The 20,900-nt window shown below is 54.0% G+C and carries 12 protein-coding genes and 2 pseudogenes; 7 read left to right on the forward strand and 7 right to left on the reverse strand.

Annotated elements, in window-relative coordinates; genetic code table 11:
* Positions 1-10 precede the first annotated feature (10 nt).
* The 3 genes from ACR0DT_RS05560 to ACR0DT_RS05570 form a co-directional block, all read right to left on the reverse strand.
* A complete protein-coding gene (locus ACR0DT_RS05560) occupies positions 11-1,249 on the reverse strand; it encodes an NAD(P)/FAD-dependent oxidoreductase (protein WP_480709801.1) in 1,239 nt (412 codons plus the stop codon).
* Positions 1,250-1,252: 3 nt separating this feature from the next.
* The gene (locus ACR0DT_RS05565) at positions 1,253-3,466 is read right to left on the reverse strand and encodes a TRAP transporter permease (RefSeq protein ID WP_480709802.1); all 2,214 of its coding nucleotides are present in this window, start codon (positions 3,464-3,466) and stop codon (positions 1,253-1,255) included.
* Between the two features lie 81 nt (positions 3,467-3,547).
* Complete coding sequence (locus tag ACR0DT_RS05570) at positions 3,548-4,555, reverse strand: TAXI family TRAP transporter solute-binding subunit (RefSeq protein ID WP_480709803.1); 1,008 nt, start codon at positions 4,553-4,555, stop codon at positions 3,548-3,550.
* Between the two features lie 128 nt (positions 4,556-4,683).
* On the opposite strand from ACR0DT_RS05570, the gene ACR0DT_RS05575 reads away from it, so the two are divergent.
* On the forward strand, positions 4,684-5,646 hold the full coding sequence (locus tag ACR0DT_RS05575; RefSeq protein ID WP_480709804.1) for a LysR family transcriptional regulator: 963 nt from the start codon (positions 4,684-4,686) through the stop codon (positions 5,644-5,646).
* 233 nt (positions 5,647-5,879) lie between these two features.
* Here the strand turns inward: ACR0DT_RS05575 and ACR0DT_RS05580 are convergent.
* Positions 5,880-6,587: pseudogene (locus ACR0DT_RS05580) on the reverse strand (IS6 family transposase).
* Positions 6,588-6,780: 193 nt separating this feature from the next.
* Positions 6,781-7,767, reverse strand: a complete 987-nt coding sequence (locus tag ACR0DT_RS05585; RefSeq protein ID WP_480709805.1) for a serine hydrolase domain-containing protein — start codon at positions 7,765-7,767, stop codon at positions 6,781-6,783.
* 232 nt (positions 7,768-7,999) lie between these two features.
* Here ACR0DT_RS05585 and ACR0DT_RS05590 point away from each other — a divergent pair, with 232 nt between their 5' ends.
* The 4 genes from ACR0DT_RS05590 (at position 8,000) to ACR0DT_RS05605 (ending at position 15,262) form a co-directional block, all read left to right on the forward strand.
* Positions 8,000-8,944: a hypothetical protein gene (locus ACR0DT_RS05590; RefSeq protein WP_480709806.1), complete on the forward strand. Its 945-nt coding sequence runs from the start codon at positions 8,000-8,002 to the stop codon at positions 8,942-8,944.
* Between the two features lie 865 nt (positions 8,945-9,809).
* Complete coding sequence (locus ACR0DT_RS05595) at positions 9,810-10,706, forward strand: substrate binding domain-containing protein (RefSeq protein WP_480709807.1); 897 nt, start codon at positions 9,810-9,812, stop codon at positions 10,704-10,706.
* A 145-nt stretch (positions 10,707-10,851) separates the two neighbouring features.
* Positions 10,852-12,051 carry an efflux RND transporter periplasmic adaptor subunit gene (locus tag ACR0DT_RS05600; protein WP_480709808.1) on the forward strand — a complete coding sequence of 400 codons (1,200 nt, stop codon included), beginning with the start codon at positions 10,852-10,854 and terminating at the stop codon, positions 12,049-12,051.
* A gap of 31 nt (positions 12,052-12,082) precedes the next feature.
* Entirely contained in the window at positions 12,083-15,262 is a 3,180-nt protein-coding gene (locus ACR0DT_RS05605; protein WP_480709809.1) for an efflux RND transporter permease subunit, read from the forward strand.
* 193 nt (positions 15,263-15,455) lie between these two features.
* Here the strand turns inward: ACR0DT_RS05605 and ACR0DT_RS05610 are convergent.
* Positions 15,456-16,046: pseudogene (locus tag ACR0DT_RS05610) on the reverse strand (DDE-type integrase/transposase/recombinase); the annotation flags it as partial.
* A gap of 148 nt (positions 16,047-16,194) precedes the next feature.
* Between ACR0DT_RS05610 and ACR0DT_RS05615 the strand changes: the two are divergent.
* A complete protein-coding gene (locus ACR0DT_RS05615; protein WP_480709810.1) occupies positions 16,195-17,589 on the forward strand; it encodes an alpha/beta fold hydrolase in 1,395 nt (464 codons plus the stop codon).
* A gap of 264 nt (positions 17,590-17,853) precedes the next feature.
* On the opposite strand, the gene ACR0DT_RS05620 is transcribed toward ACR0DT_RS05615, so the two are convergent.
* Positions 17,854-18,801 carry an AEC family transporter gene (locus ACR0DT_RS05620; RefSeq protein ID WP_480709811.1) on the reverse strand — a complete coding sequence of 316 codons (948 nt, stop codon included), beginning with the start codon at positions 18,799-18,801 and terminating at the stop codon, positions 17,854-17,856.
* A gap of 386 nt (positions 18,802-19,187) precedes the next feature.
* On the opposite strand from ACR0DT_RS05620, the gene ACR0DT_RS05625 reads away from it, so the two are divergent.
* Positions 19,188-20,795: an adenylate/guanylate cyclase domain-containing protein gene (locus ACR0DT_RS05625; RefSeq protein ID WP_480709812.1), complete on the forward strand. Its 1,608-nt coding sequence runs from the start codon at positions 19,188-19,190 to the stop codon at positions 20,793-20,795.
* The last annotated feature ends 105 nt before the right edge of the window (positions 20,796-20,900 follow it).

Consider the following 20,900-nt stretch of genomic DNA (forward strand, 5'->3'; position numbering starts at 1 on the left):
TGCCGCAGATTCAAAACCGGTTGGGGGAATACGGCGCCAGATTGATGTTCGGCTTGCGGTCGGACACAAGATCAGCAACCAGTTCTCCGGTTTTTGGGGCCATCATCAGGCCGTAGTGTGAATGCCCGAACGCAGCATATAGCCCGGTTTTGCCCTCAATCTGTCCAATCGCAGGAAGGCTGTCGGGGAATGAGGGTCGCCGCCCCATCCAGAACCGCGCCTGACTGGTATCGAGATCCGGCACCATGGATTTAGCCTGTTCCGTCAGGATCCTTTCCTTGCGCGGATCGACCGGCGCGTCGACCTTTGCGAACTCGGCCGTCCCGGCCACCCGAAGCCCATCCGCCATCGAGCTTGCCACCACCTTAGCATCCACATCCATGACCGAGTTGTTCAGGTTGGCGGCGGGTGTCGGGAATTCAACGTGATACCCACGCTCGGCGACAAGCGGAACAGACAGACCAAGCGGTTTCAAAAGGTCGGCTGACCAAACGCCCGCCGCCAGAATGACCTTGCGCGCGTGCAAACTCCTTTGCGGCGTGGACAGATGCCAATCGCCGTCCTGTGTCGCGGTCAGCCCAGTGATCTCAGTCTTTACGATCTCGGCACCCTGCCGGCGCGCTTTTTCCGCCAGAACCGCTCCAACGCGCCCAGGCGAGGTTACGCGGGCCTGCCCCTTGATCAGTACAGCCGCTTTGAACTCGGGCGTCAGCGCAGGTTCCAGACGGCGCAATTCCTGACCGTCCACGCGCTCAAGCTGACCGCCTTTTTCCTGACGAATTAGATAGTCGAGGCCTTCTAGGTTTGCTTGTTCAGGACGACGGAACGCATGGACATAGTAGCTGTCAGCAATCAGATCCTCGTGGCCAGTGCCTTGCAGGTACCGACGGTACAGGTCAATCGACGGACGGCACAGAAGTTCCATCGCATCCGATACTTCGCGCACAGTCTTTTCACTGGAATTGCCCAGAAATCGCAGACCCCAGGGGATCATCTTCGGCCAGAAGGCAGGCTGGACCGAAAGTGCGCTTTTCGGGTCTAAAAGCATCTGGGGCAGTTTCTTCCATATCCCCGGAACCGCCTGTGGGATGATCGACCACGGCGACACCACGCCGGCATTCCCGAACGAGGTCTCCTGACCCGGCTCGCCCCTATCGACGAGCCGAACCTGGATGCCGCGTTCCTGAAGTGACAGGGCGCAGCAGATGCCGACGATGCCGGCACCGATGATGGTGACTTGTTCCGTCATTTGTCAGGCCGTGGAATGGCTGCGATTGCGGGCAATCAACTGCGTTACAATAACCGGTGAAGCCACGGCCAGCGCGACCAGATCGGCGGTCAATGTCGGAGCCACGAAAATAACCCCGGCGACCGCCATTAAGATGCGCGACACCATGTTCAAGGGGCTCAGCCAATAGCCAACGACCGCTGCAGACAGGGCGATTACCCCCGCGATACAGCTTGAAGCCGTATAGGTGAATTCCCACAGATCAAACCCTGTCGAAGACACGAACAGCAGAACCGGCGCGTAGACAAATGCCATCGGCGCAATGACCTTACCCAACCCGAGAGTAAAAGCCGACAGTCCGGTGCGGAACGGGTTCGAGTTCGCAATCGCCGCCGCCGCATAGGCCGAAGTACAGACCGGCGGCGTGATTTCAGAAACTACCCCGTAGTACAAAACGAACAGGTGGCTGGCGATCGGCGGCACGCCAAGCTGCGCCAGCGCAGGCTGCGCGACGGATACCAGCATGATGTACAACGCCGTAGTCGGAATGCCCGCGCCCATCAGGATGCAGACGATGGCAATGAACACCAGCGAGATGAACAGCTGCAGGTCTTCCATCGCAAACAGCTGGAAGCTGCCGAACGAGATCATGTTGTACAGATCCGACGCCAAATTGCCCGCGCCCTGCGTCACCATGAACCCGATGCGGAACCCGATGCCAGTGGTGTTAATCACACCGACCACGATGCCCACGGCAGCAGCCGCGGCACCTACAGCCAGCGAGTATTTCACACCCAATTCGACCGCCTGCAGCATCTCAGGCACTTCGATCCGTTTTTGCGGATTGAGCGTTGCGACCACAGACAAGGCGCAAAGAATGGCCGTCATGGTCAGATCGAACCCGCCATCCGAGAACTTCCAGAGGACAAAGGCCAGGAATGCGGCTGCGTAGATCAGCGTCGGAGGCTGTTTGATCCGCGACATACCCGCAATCACCGCCAGCGAGATACCACAGAAAGCTGACATAAATGGCGTGTAACCAGTGAACAGAACCACCAGAAGACCGATCAGAGGGACAATGTTCGCCCAGCCTTCGGCCCAGACGGCCTTGAGCTGCGGCAGCTGCTCTTTGGCCAGACCCTGCAAGTTCAGTTTGCGCGCCATCAGGTGTACCACGGCAAAGACACCGACATAGTGCAGGATGGCCGGGAAGATCGCCGCGATCACGATAGTGGTATACGGGACCTCAAGGAACTCGGCCATAATAAACGCAGCAGCACCCATTATCGGCGGTGTAATCTGTCCACCCGCCGAAGACGCAGCCTCGACCCCGCCAGCAAAATGGCCGGGGTATCCAAGGCGCTTCATGTTGGGAATTGTCAGCGCGCCGGTTGAAACGGTGTTGGCCACCGAAGAACCCGAGATCGTGCCGAAGAAGGCCGAGGATACCACCGACACTTTTGCCGGACCGCCAGTATAGCGGCCCGCCAAAATCGTGGCGTTATCGATGAAAAGTTGCCCCAGACCCGTACGCTGTGCGATCACGCCGAACAGGACAAAGTGGAACACGATGGTCGAAACGACCCACAGAGTGACGCCATAGATGCCTTCCTGCGGGAAATACATCGAAGACACGAAGGTTTTGAAGTTCACACCGGGATGTTGCAGCAATCCGGGGAAATACGGCCCCAGCAGCGCGTATGAGATGAATACGCAGATGATCAGCGGCAAAACCCAGCCCAACGTGCGGCGTGCGATGTCCAGAACCAGCAGGATGATGACGACACCAAGGAACACGTCGTACCCGTTCGGGTTACCCATCCGGAAGGTCTGCTCCTCGATCCCCAGAAAGGGAATGCCACGCCAGGCAACGCCAACATACAGCGCCGCAACAATGCCCAGCGCCATGAAGACCAGATCATAAAGGGGTATGTTGCCGATGCGGAACCGGCTGACTTTCAGCGCATACAGGCTTTGCGACCCGATAATCGGGATCGTCGCGTAAACCAGAATAAACAGCAGGGCCAGATAGATACCCATATGCCAGTGGTCGGCAGGCAGGCCAAACCCGGCAGTGAAAAATTCATAGAACGCAAAGATCAGTGCAACGACGCGCAGGACCTTACCGGTGGTTGGTGTGACCTGCCGAACAGCGGCACCTTCGTCGAACTGTTCTTCGATGGCCGCAAGTTCCTCGGCCGTCAGTTCGTGGTCATCAAGTTTCTGGGTCTCGGTCATGATGGCCCCCTGATTTTGCATAATTCAAGTGTGCGGTGCCCCGCTATGGGGCACCGGACGATAGGTTACGGTGAGTTGCGATTACTGCAGAAGCCCAGCTTCTTTGTAAAACTTCTCGGCACCCGGATGCAGCGGAACGCCCAGCGCTTCGACACCGTCCAGAGCTGTATCCGGCGTGATCTGCTTGCCCTTGGCATGGCCGTTGTCCAGTAGTTTACGAGTGTTGTCGTTCCACAGGGCTTGGGTCAGTTGATAGACCAGATCATCCGACAGGTCCGAAGACACGACCAGCATCGCGCTGACCGCAGGGGTCTTGGTTTCGCCGTCGATGCCTTCATAAACGCCGCCAGGAATGGCCGAAGGGATATAGGCCGGGATGATCTCGTTGATCTTGGCCAGATCTTCGTCGCTGAAGGAATGCAGGTTCATACCCTTGGTCGAGGACAACTGCACCATCGCGGCAACCGGCCAGCCCGCAGCATAGAAGTAGGCGTCCAGCTGACCGTCGGCCAAACGCTCGGCGCTTTGGCTGTTGTTCAGCTCGGCTTCGTCCATGTTGTCACGGTTGACGCCCCAAGCATCCAGCATCTGCAGCACGGCAACTTGCGTGCCTGATCCCGCCTGCGCGATACCGACTCGCTTGCCCTCCAGATCGCCCAGATCGTTGATCGTCGAACCCGCTGGCAGCACCAGATGCAGGTCTTCAGGGAACAGATTGGCGACAATGCGCAGCTTGGGGTGCGGTTTGCCTTCGAACTTGCCTTCGCCCAGATACATCGATCGAGTGACGTCCGCCGCCGCAAGGCCAGCTTCCAGTTCGCCGTTCTGAACAGCAGCGTTGTTGAACACCGACGCGGTAGTCGATTGCGCGATCGCAATCAGACCCGGAACACCGCACTGGCCACCTTCTTCACAGGGGCGCGAACCCGGAGGGGCCGAGATGCCGTTAGCTATGGTGCCGCCAATGGGGAAATACGTTCCGCCGGCGCCGCCGGTGCCAATACGGAAAAAGGTCGGGTCCTGCGCCAGCGCCGGTGCGGCCAGCGCACCAGCCAAAGCCAGTCCAGTCAAGCATTTCACTAATTTCATTTTTATCTCCCAAGTTTGAACGTCGGATTCGGTTTCCCCGAATTTCGATCCTGCAAGCGTAAAGGCAATTTTCATAAAAACAAATTTGTTATATTTCACAAAACTAAACTTTAATTTATATATCAAACATGAACCTTACCCAGCTTAATGTTTTTCGCGAGGTGATGGAGTCCGGCTCCATCTCGCAGACCGCCAAGAAATTGAACCGGACGCAGCCAGCGATCAGCCTTGCCCTGAAGAACCTCGAAAAATCATTGGGACTGACGTTGTTCGAGCGCAAAGGGCGTCGGCTGATTCCGGTCCCCGAGGCGCATTACCTGTTAGCCGAAACCACAGGTATTCTGGATCGCCTTTCAACGATATCCAACACCATGGAGGGGTTGATCAAAGGGCATTCCGGCAGTCTGAATATCGCCACGATGCCCGGCCCATCGGCTTTTTTGTTCCCACGCTTTATCAGTCAATCAGTGGGCGAAAACCCTGATATTCAGATTACCCTGTCCTCGCGCAGCTCACCGCAAATCATGGAACTTGCAGGGACTCAGAATATCGATTTCGGCTTTGCAGATTTTGAACATTCGACCGGAAGAAAAGCACAATACTTAGCCGAACTCATTCGTGCAGACTGTTTCTGCGCGATAGACAGCGAACATCCCCTGGCCTCGCGGGATACCATAACAATTTCCGATCTGGACGGGGCACCGATGGGGGGATTGTATGCAACCCATCCATTTCAGCGGAAAATCCGACGATCGTTTCGGGACATGTCCGCAAATTACAACCCAACTGTGACCTGTCAGTATTTTTTGCCACTCATTCCCTTTGTAAGTTCGGGCCAATGCTGCACCATCGTTGATCCGTTGACCGTTGCAACCGAGCGCGAGATGAACCTATCCAATGGCAAGGTCGTCTTCGTGCCCTTAAGCAATCCGCTAAGGTACGAGTATGCGATCCTTGAACCTGCCCACCGGCCTCCATCCCAATTGGCTTTAAAGATCAAGGCAGGTTGGAAAGCCGAAGTCTTAAAGATGCTCGAGGAAGTGGGGGCCAATCCTCGAACCGAATGGATTGGGGATGTGCACAGCAAGTAGTGATTAACTGGTCACGTAAGCATTGGGTCATGCAACCCCACTAGTTGCAGCGGTCAACTAAATGCGAGTCGCGCTGCAAACACCTGATCGGACAAAACGAGGACGAGACACTTGGAAACCGGGAACATAAAGAACATGAAAAGCAAGGTGAAGGTGGTTGAATTATAATTGTTTTATGGCGGTGTTGTCAGGCAAATTCGAACCAGTTTCAGCCGGACCAGAATAGCTGCCCTTTATGCAGCACCAAGTTCTCGCCACTCGGCGAGAGCCGCGGTGCGTGTCAGCTTGAAGGTATCTCTGCTGGCTAGCGATCTTTCCTGATTGAAGTGGTTTTATACGGAGGAATGGTTGGAGGCGAATTTCTGTAGACTTCGCATGTGCCTGAAACGCTGCATGGCGCGTTCACATCGTCGAAACGGCTGGTGCGAATTCTCGACGCGGTTGTTGAACCACCTTCCCCTCTGTTGTTTTTGGAACGCGCCCATTTCTCTGAGCGCCACCTTGTAGGAAACGAAGCGATCCGTCACGACTTCTTCTGCACAACCATGGCGCTTCATCAATTTCTTAAAAGATTTCAATGCTGCAGCTTTGTTTCGACGTTTGGTGATGACTGCTTCCAGCACCTCGCCTTCGTGATCAACGGCCCGCCAAAGATAATGCCGCTTGCCATTTACCCTCACGAAAACTTCGTCAACGTGCCACTTCCATTTGGAGAACGCGCGCAGTTGCTGAACTCGCTTTCGTCTGATCTCAGAGGCAAACATCGGACCGAACCTGTCCCACCAATATCGGACGGTCTCGTGGCCCACCTCAATTCCCCGTTCGTGCAATAGGTCTTCTACGTTTCGAAGCGAAAGCGGAAATCGAACATAAAGCATCACTGTCAAACGAATGACCTCTGGATTGGTTTTGAAGTATTTGAAGGGAGCAAGTTTGGTCATTCCCAAACGCTAAGCAACCACCCTGTCCCACTCAAGGAAAGTTAATCTGACAAAACCGAGCGTACAGCATCACTGCCAGACGAATGACCTCTGGACTGGTCTTGAAGTACTTGAAAGGCGATTGTTTAGCCATACGCGAAGGCTCTGAAAGCACCCTGCCCGCCTCAACCCAAGTTCTTCTGACAAGGCCGGTTTAGGTGACGTTCAAGATCGGACTATCCAACAATCTGACCAATTCTCCAAAATAACCTCCAGAACGCGCGGGACGTGTGGGATCAGATGTAATTGCCACAGCAAGGTTTCGATCAGGATGGGCCGCTATGATTTGCCCTCCATACCCACGCGCCAATGCATAGCCTGAAGGGGACAGAAACCAGCCATAGCCGTAATCCAATCCAGAGAAAGGCGAACGGCCGTGTGGCTTGCTCGATTCCAAAACCCAACGCTCAGGAATGATTTCCCTGTTGGCAAAAGCCCCGCGGTCCCGAAGCAACACCGCGATCTTCAACATTGACCTCGGCGTAATCGCCATCTCATTCCCACCCAAGTAGTAACCCTGCGGATCCTTGGTCCAAGCAGGTATTTCGATACCAAGCGGTGCACCCAGCCTCTCACGCGTCAGTCTCAAAAGACTTTGTCCGGTGGCCACGGTCAATGCCGCGCCAAGTACATGGGTCGATCCAGTGGAATAGAGCATCCGCTCTCCGGGCTCAGCAACCATCGGTCGTGTCAACACATCCGCAATCCAGTTGGGAGAGTTGATCCATTCTCCGTAATTGCTGCCTGAGGTTCTTTCGAGACCTGCCCGTAGCGTCACCAGGTCCTCCATCGTAATACTTTCAGAACCGGGTGTCGCATTAGCAGGCAAGAGTTGCGGAGCAACCTCCTGCAAGGTGGCATCTACCGATGGAATTTCCTGTCGATTGATCGCCGTCCCAAGCAACAGAGCTACAATACTTTTCGAACAAGATTTTATATTGGCCGGCCTATCCAAGCCTGCCCCCTGTCGGGCCTGAGCGAAAATGACCTCGTTTCCACGTTGAATTTGAAGTGAGTGCAACTGCGGCAGGTGGCTAATCGCATCACTCAGGGCCGCAGTTTGTCCCCGTGCAATATACGGAACAGCCATTGCGGTTGCGGTGACCAACAGAAACTTTCGACGAGTAGTCATAGGATTCATTTGGAAGCGTTTCTCCGAATGTCCAGAGACCGACGCAACATCGTAGCTATTTTGTTCAGAATGTTAGATACGCTCTCCAAAACGTAATGTGGGATTTGAGGCAACAGGAAGCTTGGTTCGTGCATTTGGCTGACATCCTGGCGCGTTAGAACTGTGGTAGACTGGCCCTGAGGACATTCTAGCAGGAGAGCTCCAGTTGCTACCGAATTCACTCCGTCTCACACTCTCCGCCATGACGATTGCCATCTCGGCAGGCGCCCTGCCCGACCGCGCCGAAGCGATATCGCCAGATGTTCCGGCGTGGCTACAAAAGCATGTGGGTACGGGTGATGGGCAAATCGCGCCGATCGTCCTGAAAAGGGCTCGAGCGCTTTACAAAGAGAAACTACGCCGAGGCGAAGTAAGGAACCCCTGCTATCTTGCCAAAGACGCAACCCGTCCCAGCACTGCAAGAAACGGCAATCCGGGCAGGCGATTTTACGTCATTTGCGAGTCACAAAAGTCTTTCCGGGCGGTCTCGTCCGGCTATGGAAATGGACGAAAACTCAAGGGCGCCAATTTTTCGAATGGTCGGCAATGCGCGAAGAATTTCAGCAATGCAGAAGGATCCAAACTAACCGCCGGAGGTGCCTATGTGACGGCCGAAACCCGCACATCCTTCAAAGGTTACTACAGTCGATCCGGAAAAACTCAACCGTTCTACAGAACATTCCTATTGTTTGATGGTGAAGGTGAAACGAGCAATGCCAGGGAACGAGCCATCGGTGGGCATCCCGCTGTTTTCCTTAAGTGGCAATGCAGGTTCAAAAGCCCACAAAGCACGCATGCAGACAACGACGGTTATGTCCCCTATGGAAGGCTTGTGAACTACACTGGTGGTCGCAGCAATGGTTGCACAACCTGGTCACAGTCCGCCTCAAAGGACATTTTAGCGCTTGTAGAAGGGAACCCGACGACCCTTTACATCTACCCAGAATCCAAAGACATCAACGCTGTGGCCAAGGCGGTGAAAAAAGGGAAGTCACTGTCGCGCGCTGGGATTTACTGGAACGCAGCTTGCTTGCAAGCAATTGGCGCACCAAAATTCTGGCCCAAAAGCAACCTCCAACCGATCATAAACAGTTGGAGAGCATCTTTACCCAAGCAACCGCCGCTGGAATTGCCGATCTGCAAGTAGATAACACTGCGCAAGAGAACCCAAACGCGCTGCATACCACGACTTTCTGCTTTCGGCTCCAAGCTTCGAACGTCGCGTCGCTACCTTCCCACTTTGTGTGAATACCGGCCCCCATCCCGAAGCGCGGACTCGTGCACTCACTCAATACGTCCTGATGGGAATGAGTGTCTGTCCTAAAACCCGGCTACTCAAGGCATCTGGCGATCCCAAATCAACTTCACCATCCAGAAGCAGTGCTCATTTTGAGGCCAAGCGACCATGAAAAACGGATTTTTGCTGAGACACTGGCATTGGCGAAGCCGTTTTCGTTGCCGTCTGGCATCCATTCGATTGCTGCATGAAGACTCTGGACAAAATTTCTGCTGGCCGGTTTTCCATGCTGCCTGCGGATTGAGTTTTGTAAGTACTATCTGCGGCAACGTGTAGTAACACTGCCGAAGCCGATAACTGTTGAATCGCGGCTTGGATTCCTGAGCGAAACCCCGACCCACTATATAAGAAAAACAAAACCATGTTTGTGCACACAGGGTATCTGACTGACATATCCGAATACGAAAAGTGCGCCACGCGCGCGTTGCCCCATCTGAAACCCGAAGACATTGCCATCGCCACTCGGGAACGCGTAAGATTTTTGCCATTGCGAAGTTTCTGGATCAGCCTGGGCTCAGCATTCGAAATATGCCACTTTACATCCTCTGAGTGTGGATAGCCCATGATCTTCAAAGCAGCACCTGTTTCTGCCTGTACGACCCTTATTTCAAAGGCTTAGCGTTCTCAAGAGCGGGTCAAGTTACTGCAATCCATGATAACATGCGGGGCCATCAAGCATTGACAAATATTACTTCGGTGACGGCAACTACCAAAGATGGATAACTTATCGGACCTCAGACTATTTGTTCGGGTTGCTCTGACAGAGAGCTTCGCTGCTGCGGCACGTATTGAAGGCATGACCAGCTCTGCAATTTCAAAGGCTGTTCAGCGTGTCGAAGCAGAGGTCGGGGCAAAGCTCTTCTCGCGCACCACACGATCTGTCGCGTTGACCGTTGAAGGAGAGAGACTCTTGGAAGGCGCTCGCAAATTGCTGGATGAAGCAGAGAGCCTCAAGTCCGAGTTCACGGATAGTCTGGATGAACCGAGAGGGAAACTCGTCATTTCTGCATCAGCGGTGTTTGGTCGGTTGTGGCTAACGCGGCGCGCCCTGTCCTTCATGTGCCGCTACAAACATGTCGAGGTGGAACTGAGGTTCGAGGATCGCATCGTCGATCTTGCGTCCGAAGGTATCGATGTCGCGATCCGCATCGGCACGTTGGGCGACAGCGCCAACCTTGTCGCTCGAAAGCTATTTAGTGATGTCATACATACCGTTGCAGCTCCAACTTACATAGAACGTTACGGGCACCCACAGCGGATAACTGATCTGGAAGGGCATCGCGGCATCCACTATCGGGCCCAAAACACCGGACGTCTGTTTCCCTTCCTTTTTGAATGCGAAGGTAACCCCATACGTCGCACGTTGGACCCGGTTCTTGTCGCCAACGACATAGACGCCATTCACCAAGCTACGGAAGCCGGACTCGGGATTGCACAACTACCAACATACTTAATCCTTGATTCATTGGCGCAGAACCGACTGGTAAAAGTAATGGAAGACGTACGCGTGGACAGCTTTCCTTATTCGATTGTTTATCTTGATCGCAGGCTTGTTGCGCCTCGGGTGAGGGCATTCGTCGATTTTTTGGTGTCAAATCCACCAAGTTTCTGAGCTAAATCATTATTATTAATGCTTAATTTAATTAGGTCCCGACAGGAAAGATTGATCATCCTGCCCCCGGGGTACTCGATCCAAAATTAAACAAGACATTCTGACCATAACCCAGGGCACATAGCTCAATGGTGAGGACAGAATAATGGCATACAAAGAACACCTGTTTTCCGGTATCGCAGTTGGCGCAGTAGTCGCCGGCGGTTTGTGGTACGCGGCAAACACAATGCAAATATCCAGCTTCGTCGGCACGGCCGAAGCGTCTGCGCCAGCGGTGCCTCCCCCAGCACCCACGGTTGAGGTTTTCCCAGCGGAAGTTCGTGAAATAACGGATTGGGATGAATTCACCGGTCGTTTTGAAGCCGTGGATGAGGTCTTTATCCAAGCAAGAGTGTCTGGGCACTTGGACAAAGTGCACTTTGCATCAGGGCAAATCGTCAATAAGGGCGATCTGCTGTTTTCAATTGACCCGCGTCCTTACCAAGCTTTGCTTTCAGAAGCCGAAGCGCATCTGGCCGAAGCGCGAGCAGCTGCCAAACTGAGCCAGTCGGAACTTGAGCGTGCAGAGCTACTCCGCGAACAAGGTCATATCAGCCAGTCTATCCTGGACACGCGACGCCAGAATGCTGCGATAGCCGAGGCCAGTATCGCTTCGGCCAAGGCAGCGATTGAACGCGCGCGGCTGGACCTTGAGTTCACACAGATCCATGCTCCCGTCACTGGGCGGATTTCCGATGATTTTATTAGCGAAGGTAACCTGGTTTCCGCAGGGTCTGGCTCAGCAGCGCTGACGTCGATCGTGTCTATTGACCCAATTCACTTCGTGTTTGACGTGACCGAACAGCATTATCTTGAGTACATGCGACTGAACAAAGACATCGGTTTTCGTGGCCTTGCAGGTGACCTGCCAGTCGAGATCATGTTGACCGGTGGCGCAGATTTTGAGCATTCCGGCCAGATCGATTTCGTCGACAACCGTCTGGATGCCGGCACCGGGACCCTCAGGGGACAAGCTGTGCTGGAGAACAAAGATGGCCTGCTTGTTCCCGGAATGTTTGGGCGTATGCGCCTTGCGGCTGAAACCGATGCCAACGGCATCGTCATTCCCGAAAAGGCAATCAACTCGGATCAGGCGACCAAATTCGTTTGGGTTGTAGGCGCAAACGGCACGATTACCCGCCGCGACGTCGTCCTCCACGACCGCCACGATGGTTTGCGAGCCGTCGAAGGTCTGGAAGCGGGCGAACAGGTCGTCGTCAGTGGACTGCACATGGTCGCTGCCGGTGCAAAGGTTCAGGTTCGCAATTCATCGGACACCGATACGACCGAGGTCGCGCTGCGTTGATCGCAGCATTCTGTAAGGTGAGGACAATCCAATGAAACTGCCCCATTTCTTCATTGATCGACCGATCTTTGCGATCGTGATCTCCGCATTTATCACTATTGTTGGCGCGCTGAGCTACTTCACGTTGCCAGTGGCGCAATACCCGGAGGTTGCTCCGCCGACCGTTCAGGTAACCGCGCAATACCCAGGTGCCTCCGCCGAAACAATCGCGCAAACCGTGGCAACGCCGCTTGAACAACAGATAAACGGCGTTGAAGGGATGCTGTACCTCTCGTCGCAGGCGACAGGTGACGGCAATCTGACGATCACTGTCACATTCGAACTGGGCACTGATCTGGATGCGGCACAGGTTCTGGTTCAGAACCGTGTCGCCATCGCCGAACCTCGCCTGCCGGAAACTGTGCGGCGCCTTGGTGTTGTCACTCAGAAAGCCTCTCCCGATCTTTTGTTGGTTGTCCACATGTTCTCGCCCGACGCATCGCGCGATGCGCTCTACATCACAAATGCAGCGCAACGGGTGCGCGATGAGTTGACGCGTCTTGGCGGCGTTGGCGACGTAGCCCTCTTTGGTGCGCGGGATTACTCCATGCGTATTTGGCTGGACCCCGAGCGTATTGCAGCGCTTGGCATGACCCCGGGCGAAGTGATTTCGGCCCTGCGCAGTCAAAACGCGCAGGTGGCCTCGGGCCTTTTGAATCAACAGCCGACCCCAGATGCAACCGACTTCGAAATCTCGGTGCAGACAGCAGGTCGGTTGTCGGATGTATCCGAGTTTGAACGGATCATCGTAAAACGCGGTGAGGAAGGACGGATCGTGCGTCTTTCTGACATCGCGCGGGTCGAGCTTGGGGCCGCGAACTATACGACGCGTGCCTACCTGAACACAGACGCCGCTGTCGCAATGGTCGTGAACCAGCGCCCCGGAACCAATGCGTTGGAAACGGCAGCAGATGTTCTAGAAACTGTCGAACGGCTGAGCCAGGATTTCCCCGAAGGCCTTGCATATGATGTCATCTACAATCCAACCGAATACATCCAGGCATCGATTGATGCGGTCGTCAAAACCATGCTCGAAGCGGTTGTGTTGGTCGTGGCTGTCATCTTGCTGTTCCTAGGCACCTGGCGTGCGGCTGTAACCCCCATTCTGGCAATCCCGGTTTCGCTTGTCGGCACTTTCGCGGTTATGTCGGCCCTCGGGTATTCGATCAACAACTTGTCTCTGTTTGGCCTTGTCCTTGCAGTTGGTATCGTCGTCGATGACGCAATCATTGTTGTCGAGGGGATTGAAAAACATATCCGCAACGGCGCCTCCCCACGCGAAGCCGCCCGTAAGACGATGAGAGAAGTCTCGGGCGCGCTGATTGCCACCTCTCTGGTCCTCGCTGCTGTGTTCATCCCGACGGCAGCCGTCGCCGGTATCTCGGGTGAGTTTTATCGCCAATTCGCTGTGACCATTACTGCAGCCACCGCAATCTCGCTGCTGGTATCGCTGACGCTGTCACCCTCTCTGGCGGCGATGCTGCTAAAACCGCATGGCGAGCAGAAACCTGGTCTGTTGATGCGTCCGATTGCGTTTGCACTGTCCAAATTTGATGCTGGCTTTGATCGCGCATCAAATGGCTATGCCTGGGCCACACGCCGGCTGGTGCGCGTACCGGCCATTATGTTGAGCCTGTTTGCCGGTTTGCTGCTGCTGACAGATGCCCAGTTCTCAAAAGTACCGGGTGGTTTCGTACCTGAGCAGGATCAGGGGTACTACATCACCGTGGTCCAGCTTCCCCCAGGCGCATCGCTGGAACGTACGGACAAAGTTGTGCGTCATGCGGTGGATGAACTGCTTGATATCAAGGGCGTGGAAAACGCTGCTGTCTTCTCGGGCTTCAACGGGGCCACTTTCACCACCGAGTCCAACACCGGCGTGATCTTCTTTGCTACGACACCGTTCGAGGATCGCAAGACACAGGGCGTAAGAGCCGAAGATGTTTTGGCCGAAGCCCGTCAGCGCATGGCGACCATCGACGATGCGGCAATCTTTGTTATCGCACCCCCGCCCGTGCGCGGTATCGGGACCGGTGGCGGCTTTAAGATGATGCTTCAGGATACGGGTGATGTCGGCCCTGTCGCTTTGGAACAAGCCGCAAGGGCGCTGTCGGCTGAGGCCAATGCAGACCCGGGTCTTGTCGCGGTCTTCTCGCTGTATTCCACCGGCACCCCGCGTGTCTGGGCCGAGATTGACCGTGAGCGCGCCGAGATGCTTAACGTACCGGTTGCAAACGTCAACGAGGCTCTGGAGGTCTACCTTGGGTCGTCCTACGTGAACGATTTCAACCTGTATGGCCGGACATACACCGTAGTTGCTCAGGCTGATGCCCAGTTTCGTGAGACCGCCGAAGACGTCGCGCGCTTGCGCACTCGGTCCGACGACGGTGCAATGGTGCCCCTCGGCGCGGTGGCAAGCTTCGAAGACACCACAGGCCCTTTGCGTCAGCCGCGGTACAACCTCTTCCCGGCCGCTGCTGTGCAAGGTCAAACTATGCCCGGCGTGTCCTCAGCAGAAGCCTTGGAACGTATGGAGGCACTGGCCGATCGCATTCTTCCGGAAGGTATCAGCTATGAGTGGACTGAACTGAGCTATCAGGAAAAGAACACCGAGGATACCGCTTTGATAGTGTTTGGCTTTGCCGTGCTCTTTGTGTTCCTGGTTCTGGCGGCACAGTATGAGAGCTGGGCCTTACCCGCTGCCGTCATCCTGATCGTTCCAATGGTTCTATTGTCTGCGATCACCGGGGTCTGGATCGCAGGTCTGGACAACAACATTCTCGTCCAGATCGGGTTTGTGGTACTGGTCGCCTTGGCATCAAAGAACGCGATCCTGATTGTCGAGTTCGCGCGCCAGGCCGAGGATCAGGGCCTTGATCGCTGGCAGGCCGCGGTTCAGGCCGCCCAAACAAGATTGCGTCCGATCGTCATGACCTCACTTGCCTTCATTCTCGGTGTGGTGCCCCTTATGATGGCAACCGGCGCAGGCGCTGAGATGCGTCAGGCGCTTGGTGTCTCTGTCTTCTCGGGGATGCTGGGCGTTACTGTATTCGGCCTACTCTTCACACCACTGTTTTATGTTGTGCTACGCGCAATCGAACAACGTGTCTTCGACAAAGGGACCGCCGAAGCTTCACAGGCGGAGGAAACTGCGAAGTATCAAAGCGTCTGATCCCTCACCTTCAGACGCCTTGACGAAGCCCGCCACACAACGTGGCGGGCTTTTCTTTTGAGAGTATATTTCAACTCAGGGTACCCACCTGGCCTAGAAGACGGCTGCGTGAACGGCTGCCTGCTAATTGAGAGGTGAAACGTGTCAGCTTGAAAATGTCTGGGCTGCTGAGAGAGCTTTCTTGGTTGAATTAGTTGAAGACGCAGAAGTTAACAGCGGCGACTTCAAACAATCCCCGAATGCGCCTGAAACACTGCATTGCACCCTCTCTTCATCGGAATGGGAGTTTTGAGCTCTCACCCGCGATTGTTGAGCCATTGCCCCCAGTTCTCTTAGCGCGACCCGAAACAAGGCGAAGCGCATCTGTGACCAACTCGTTGGTTATGCCATGTCGTTTCATCAATTTCTTAAAAGTTTTCAAAGCCGCCTACTTTTTTCGGCGTTTGTTCACTACTGCTTCCAGCACCTCGCCCTCGCGATCAACCGCGGACCGCAGTTAGTGGCGCTTGCCGACTATCTTCCCGTAGACCACGTCGACATGCCACATTTATTTCTGCACTGCACATAGTTACTGCGCTCGATTTCACCTGATCGAGGAGGCAAACATTGGACCAAAACGGTTCCATTAGCTGCGCACAGTTTCGTGGCTCACGTTGATCTCCCGCTCGTGCAGTAGGTCTTCTTCATTCTGCAACGAAAGCTGAAGCCGAAGGTTCAACATCACCGCAAGGCGGATGAAGTCCAGACTGGTTTTGAGGTATTTGAATGAGGCAGGTTTGCCCATCCCTCAAAGCTACGAAAGCCCTTGCCGCTCAAGCAAAGCTAATCCAAGAAGACCGCTCGGGTGTTTCCGGCTATACTCACAGCAATGCATCGCGCCAGCGCGTGAACAACAATTACCAAAACAACCGCTGGCGCAGAGGGGGATTACCATGGAACAACGCCTCTCAGCTATTCTGGCGGCCGATATGGTCGGGTACTCGCGCTTGATGGAAGTCGACGAGCTGGGTGTTTTGTCACGTCAAAAGAAACACCGGCGAGAGTTGATTGATCCGGAAATAATCCGTCGGCGCGGAAGCATTATCAAAACGACCGGAGACGGCATGCTGGCCTCGTTTGAGTCAGTTCAGGACGCGGTTCAATGCGCCGTCAACATTCAACAAGCCATGAGTCTAAGAGAAACCGAACTGGAGGACGACAAGAGAATTCGATTTCGCGTGGGCATCAATCTGGGCGATGTCATTTTCGACGACGGCGATATCTTCGGGGATGGTGTGAATGTCGCCGCGCGGCTTGAAGGTTTGGCAGAACCCGGAGGCGTTTGCGTCTCAGATATCGTGCATCAGGCGATTCAGGACCGGGTCGACGCGCCGTTTCGCGATATGGGTGGCCAACGCGTAAAGAACATCAGCCGCCCCATTCGAGTCTGGCAATGGTCCCCTCAGGCGGCCCCCGTACGTGTTGCTCCAGAGATTTCTCTGCAGCAACACGTGAAGTTCTGCAAATCGGCAGATGGCGTTAATCTCGCCTGGGCGTCGACCGGAGAAGGCACCCCTGTTCTGAAAGCCCCCAATTGGCTTAATCACATCGAGTATGAGTGGAGCAGCCCAGTCTGGGGTGACTTCCTGTCAGAAATGTCCAAACTATGCCAATTGGTTCGGTTCGATCAGCGGGGCAATGGGCTTTCCGATTGGGAGGTCGAGGACATATCAGAAGAACGCATGATCGACGATATGATTGCCGTGGCCGATGCTGCCGGGCTGGATCGTTTTGGCCTGTTCGGCATAAGCCAAGGGGCTGCTTTTTCAATTCGATTTGCAGCAAAACACCCCGACCGTGTGAAATTTCTTATCTTGCTCGGGGGGTTCGTGCGGGGGCGCATGATGCGGGGAAACCCAGACGCCGAAAAGTTCTACGAGGCTGCTCGTGCCATGGTATCGGCCGGTTGGGGCTCACCAAACCCCGTTTACCGCCATTTCTTTACGTCTTGCTACATGCCTGATGCGACATTGGAAGAAGGGGCAAGTTTCGACGAAATGCAGCGCATATCCGCCAGCCCAGAAACGGCCTTGCGGATCGTGGAAATGAACGCCTACGTGGACGCGCGCGCGGCTGCTCAGCGCCTGAAAGTTCCGACTTTGGTGCTGCATGTTCAAGGCGATATGGCCGCTCCTATCAGTGAAGGACGTGAGACAGCCCGGTTAATCCCGGCGGCTGAATTTGTTGAACTTCCCGGTGCAAACCATTGCATGATCCGCGGCCATTCGGGATTTGATGAATTCTTTCAGGAAATCGAGCCGTTTCTAAAAGAACATGCATATTTTTAAACAACTTACGCTAAGATGAGTCTGTAGTTGCTTTGTACTCGCAGTTTCCTACAGACCGTATTTTTCGGAGGACGTAATGACTGATTTTCCAGAAGACGTTTCCTAAAATTTGCACTGATTAACTCAAGCCAAGTTCTTCTGACAAGGCCGCGTTCTGCCATTAGATCATTCATATGTCCAAGCCTAAAAAATGTTCAACTTCAACTGTGGATATTGTTTCGTGCGCTCGGGATGAACTCAAACCATCAAGCGCAACGCGTGAAGTTACAGCGCAATTAGGCCGACAATGGGGATCGCAATTAGCCCAATAACAAATGTCGCGATCAAAAGGGCTGATGCTGTGGCCGAGTCACACCCATATCGTGCAGCTATCACCGCAGCCAAAGCGCCCGATGGCATAGCTGCCTCGACAACCAGGATATCTTTTTGAAATTCGGTTAAACCAAGCACAATCGCAAAAGCTGCTGCGACCAAAGGTTCGAGGATCAACTTCAACACACACACCAGAAAGAGTAGCCCTGCAATTTCCCGGAACGGGATAGGCTTCAGCATGAGACCAATTGTGAAAGCGACTAGAAATGTGAGTGAATCGCTAGCGATCCTCAGTACACCTGTCAGCAAATCCATTACTTTATGATCTGGAGCAAGATCAAAGGAAGAAACAAGGATCCCCAAGACAAAGGCAATAAAGATCGGAGATTGAACAAAAGAAATCGTCGCATCGATCACGTCCGGGCCATCTTCCATATCGGCACCAAAATAGCTGGCAATCGCGACACCGAACGTAAAGAGCGGAAGGATTACGCCGACTTCGCCCATGATTACTAGCTGGCTCATCACTTCAGAATTGTCGCCGTAGATACCGTGAACAAGTGAGTAGCCCAGCGTAGATGTGCTTCCTACTCCCGAGACCAAAATTACAGAACCCAGGACTGGGCGTTCCAACTGTAACCACCTGCCGACCAGCCAAGCCACCACCATTACCAAAGCGGTCGAAGTGAAAATAACAAAGGCAAGATTAAGGTTATGAAAATTGAACGGCTCGCGGCTGAGATTTGCAAAAATCAGCGCCGGAAGAGCGAAGTCTGTTACAAGCCGCGCGAACACTCCCTGTTCATGTGCTTGAATAACATTTTTTTTTCGAAACCAGATCGCGGCCCCAACTAAGACCAGCATCACAATAAACGTGTCGAACAAACTTTCAAATTGCACTTGTTACCCCACTCATTGATGAGCGCGCTCCGTACGGTGTACCGACACTAACCCGGAGCAAAGCGCCGTGCCAGAGCTCAAGATCAGTGCTAAACCGTTTACCATGGGCGATCTCTCTATCAAAAAGCTCCTCACCGTGGGTCTTCGAATAACATAGTTAAGCCGAAATCTGTCCTTTATACCGAGCGTTCATACTGTGAGTGGTTTTAGAAGCCAGCAGCCTAAAACGGACACTTAGTGCTAGGCATTGGCATTTCCGAAGAGCGCGTTGGCGGGGGTGTCCGAGTCTACTAGCGCAATGCACCGTTGGTGTTTTTTAGCCAAATAGTGCAGAATATTTTCGGATCTACCGCACACTATGTAGACCATTCGGCGGGATAGCGGATATGAGACAAGACCGCGACAATTACTCCAGACGACCTAATCTCGTTGCGCGCGGCGTCGCAAGAATCGCGCTTTCAGTTCGAGCGAAACTGCTTACCGCGTTTTTAGGCGTCACCTGCTTGCTTGTCGGTCTCGCTCTATTTGGTCTGTACTCATTGCACCAAGCAAATGTCCGAACCGAAGCGATGATTCAAGACCAAGAGCGTATCGCTTTTTTCAACGATGCATACATCAGTTTATCCAATATCATTGCATATACGTTGGCAATATATCCGAGTATGGAATCTGAGGTTGCTCCAAAAGAATATGGTTTTTTTAGAGTGCCGACTTGGGCTGCTTATAATCGAACGGTCGACCTGGAACGGGACCTTGCGCTGGGTGCGCGCCGGTTCGGACAGACCGGTATGCCAGATGAGAAAACGATTTCCGACCTTCGGGCTGACCTTCAGCCCATTATACCAATCACTTTGGAAATAAGGCGCTTAGGGGCTGAAGCGAAGTTTAGAGAGGCTGCGGAATATGGAATTGCGCAAGCTTTCGAACCACTCCAAGCAATGCAAAGAGATGCCTATACCGTCGTTCAGCAAATCGAACGTGAGATGCGAAGCCGCGCGAGGACGACGACACAGGCATATCTTACCTCACGTCAGAACATCGTCGCGGTGGCGTTGATTGCGATCGGCGTCGCGCTTCTTCTTGGTTATTCGATTTCTTCTTCACTTCTGTGGCCAATTCAACGCATCCGCGTAGCACTGGGTAGGCTTTCCAAAGGTGGGTTCGATGAAAAAGTTGACGTTCCTAATCGGGACGAACTTGGTGAGCTGGCGCATCATGTCAATCAGACCAGTCTAAAACTAGGAGAGCTTTACGAACAAGTAAAAGCGCAAAAAACGCAGTTAGCCGACTGGAACGCAGTTTTGGAAACACGCGTGGCCGAGCAGGTCGAAGAGATCGAGCGCACCAACCGCTTGAAGCGCTATTTGCCTGCACAGGTGGCCACGATGATTGTCGGCGCTTCTGATGAAGAAGATGTACTGCGAACTCGTCGAGCGGAGATTACAGTTTTGTTTGCCGATCTGCGGGGGTTTACCGCCTTTGCGAGCGCTGCGACTCCGGATCAGATTATTGAAGTTCTCAATACTTTTCACAGCACCTGTGGCCCACTTGTTGAGGCGCATGGAGGAACACTGGAGCGGTTCCTAGGTGATGGTTTGATGGTTCTGTTCGGCGCTCCGGTTCCGGTAGAGCATGCGGCTCAGCGGGCTGTAGATTTGGCGCAAGAAATGCAAGGAAGGGTGCGCGGTGCCATGGCATCGTTCAAAGCTGGCGCAGACGAAAGAGGTCTGGGGCTTGGAATTGGGATTGCTACAGGCGCTGCAACGATGGGCCAGATCGGATTTGAAAACCGCCTTGATTACTCTGCCATTGGCCCGGCCCCAAACCTCGCAGCAAGACTTTGTGAAATCGCCAAAGATGGCCAAACACTGATTTCTCACGCCACAGCTTGGCAGGTGAAAAGCGAAATGATGCCCGCAGGCCCATTCGATCTTAAAGGGGTCGGTTCAAGTATAGCAGCATTCCAGCTGATATCTTGTGCGGAGAGAGTCTAAGGCTGCGCCTCTGTTTGGATTGCAGGAGAACCAACCAATATAGAACTGGAATGCTGTTTTTGCGTAGAAGGCCTAACCTTGCAAAGTCTGCGATCGGCCATTGCA

Source organism: Ruegeria sp. BI11 (assembly GCF_056538005.1).

Coding starts and splice junctions, on each gene's coding strand:
- ACR0DT_RS05560 (WP_480709801.1), bottom strand. CDS start 1,249: ATGACGGAACAAGTCACCATCATCGGTGCCGGCATCGTCGGCATCTGC.
- ACR0DT_RS05565 (WP_480709802.1), bottom strand. CDS start 3,466: ATGACCGAGACCCAGAAACTTGATGACCACGAACTGACGGCCGAGGAA.
- ACR0DT_RS05570 (WP_480709803.1), bottom strand. CDS start 4,555: ATGAAATTAGTGAAATGCTTGACTGGACTGGCTTTGGCTGGTGCGCTG.
- ACR0DT_RS05575 (WP_480709804.1), top strand. CDS start 4,684: ATGAACCTTACCCAGCTTAATGTTTTTCGCGAGGTGATGGAGTCCGGC.
- ACR0DT_RS05585 (WP_480709805.1), bottom strand. CDS start 7,767: ATGAATCCTATGACTACTCGTCGAAAGTTTCTGTTGGTCACCGCAACC.
- ACR0DT_RS05590 (WP_480709806.1), top strand. CDS start 8,000: ATGACGATTGCCATCTCGGCAGGCGCCCTGCCCGACCGCGCCGAAGCG.
- ACR0DT_RS05595 (WP_480709807.1), top strand. CDS start 9,810: ATGGATAACTTATCGGACCTCAGACTATTTGTTCGGGTTGCTCTGACA.
- ACR0DT_RS05600 (WP_480709808.1), top strand. CDS start 10,852: ATGGCATACAAAGAACACCTGTTTTCCGGTATCGCAGTTGGCGCAGTA.
- ACR0DT_RS05605 (WP_480709809.1), top strand. CDS start 12,083: ATGAAACTGCCCCATTTCTTCATTGATCGACCGATCTTTGCGATCGTG.
- ACR0DT_RS05615 (WP_480709810.1), top strand. CDS start 16,195: ATGGAACAACGCCTCTCAGCTATTCTGGCGGCCGATATGGTCGGGTAC.
- ACR0DT_RS05625 (WP_480709812.1), top strand. CDS start 19,188: ATGAGACAAGACCGCGACAATTACTCCAGACGACCTAATCTCGTTGCG.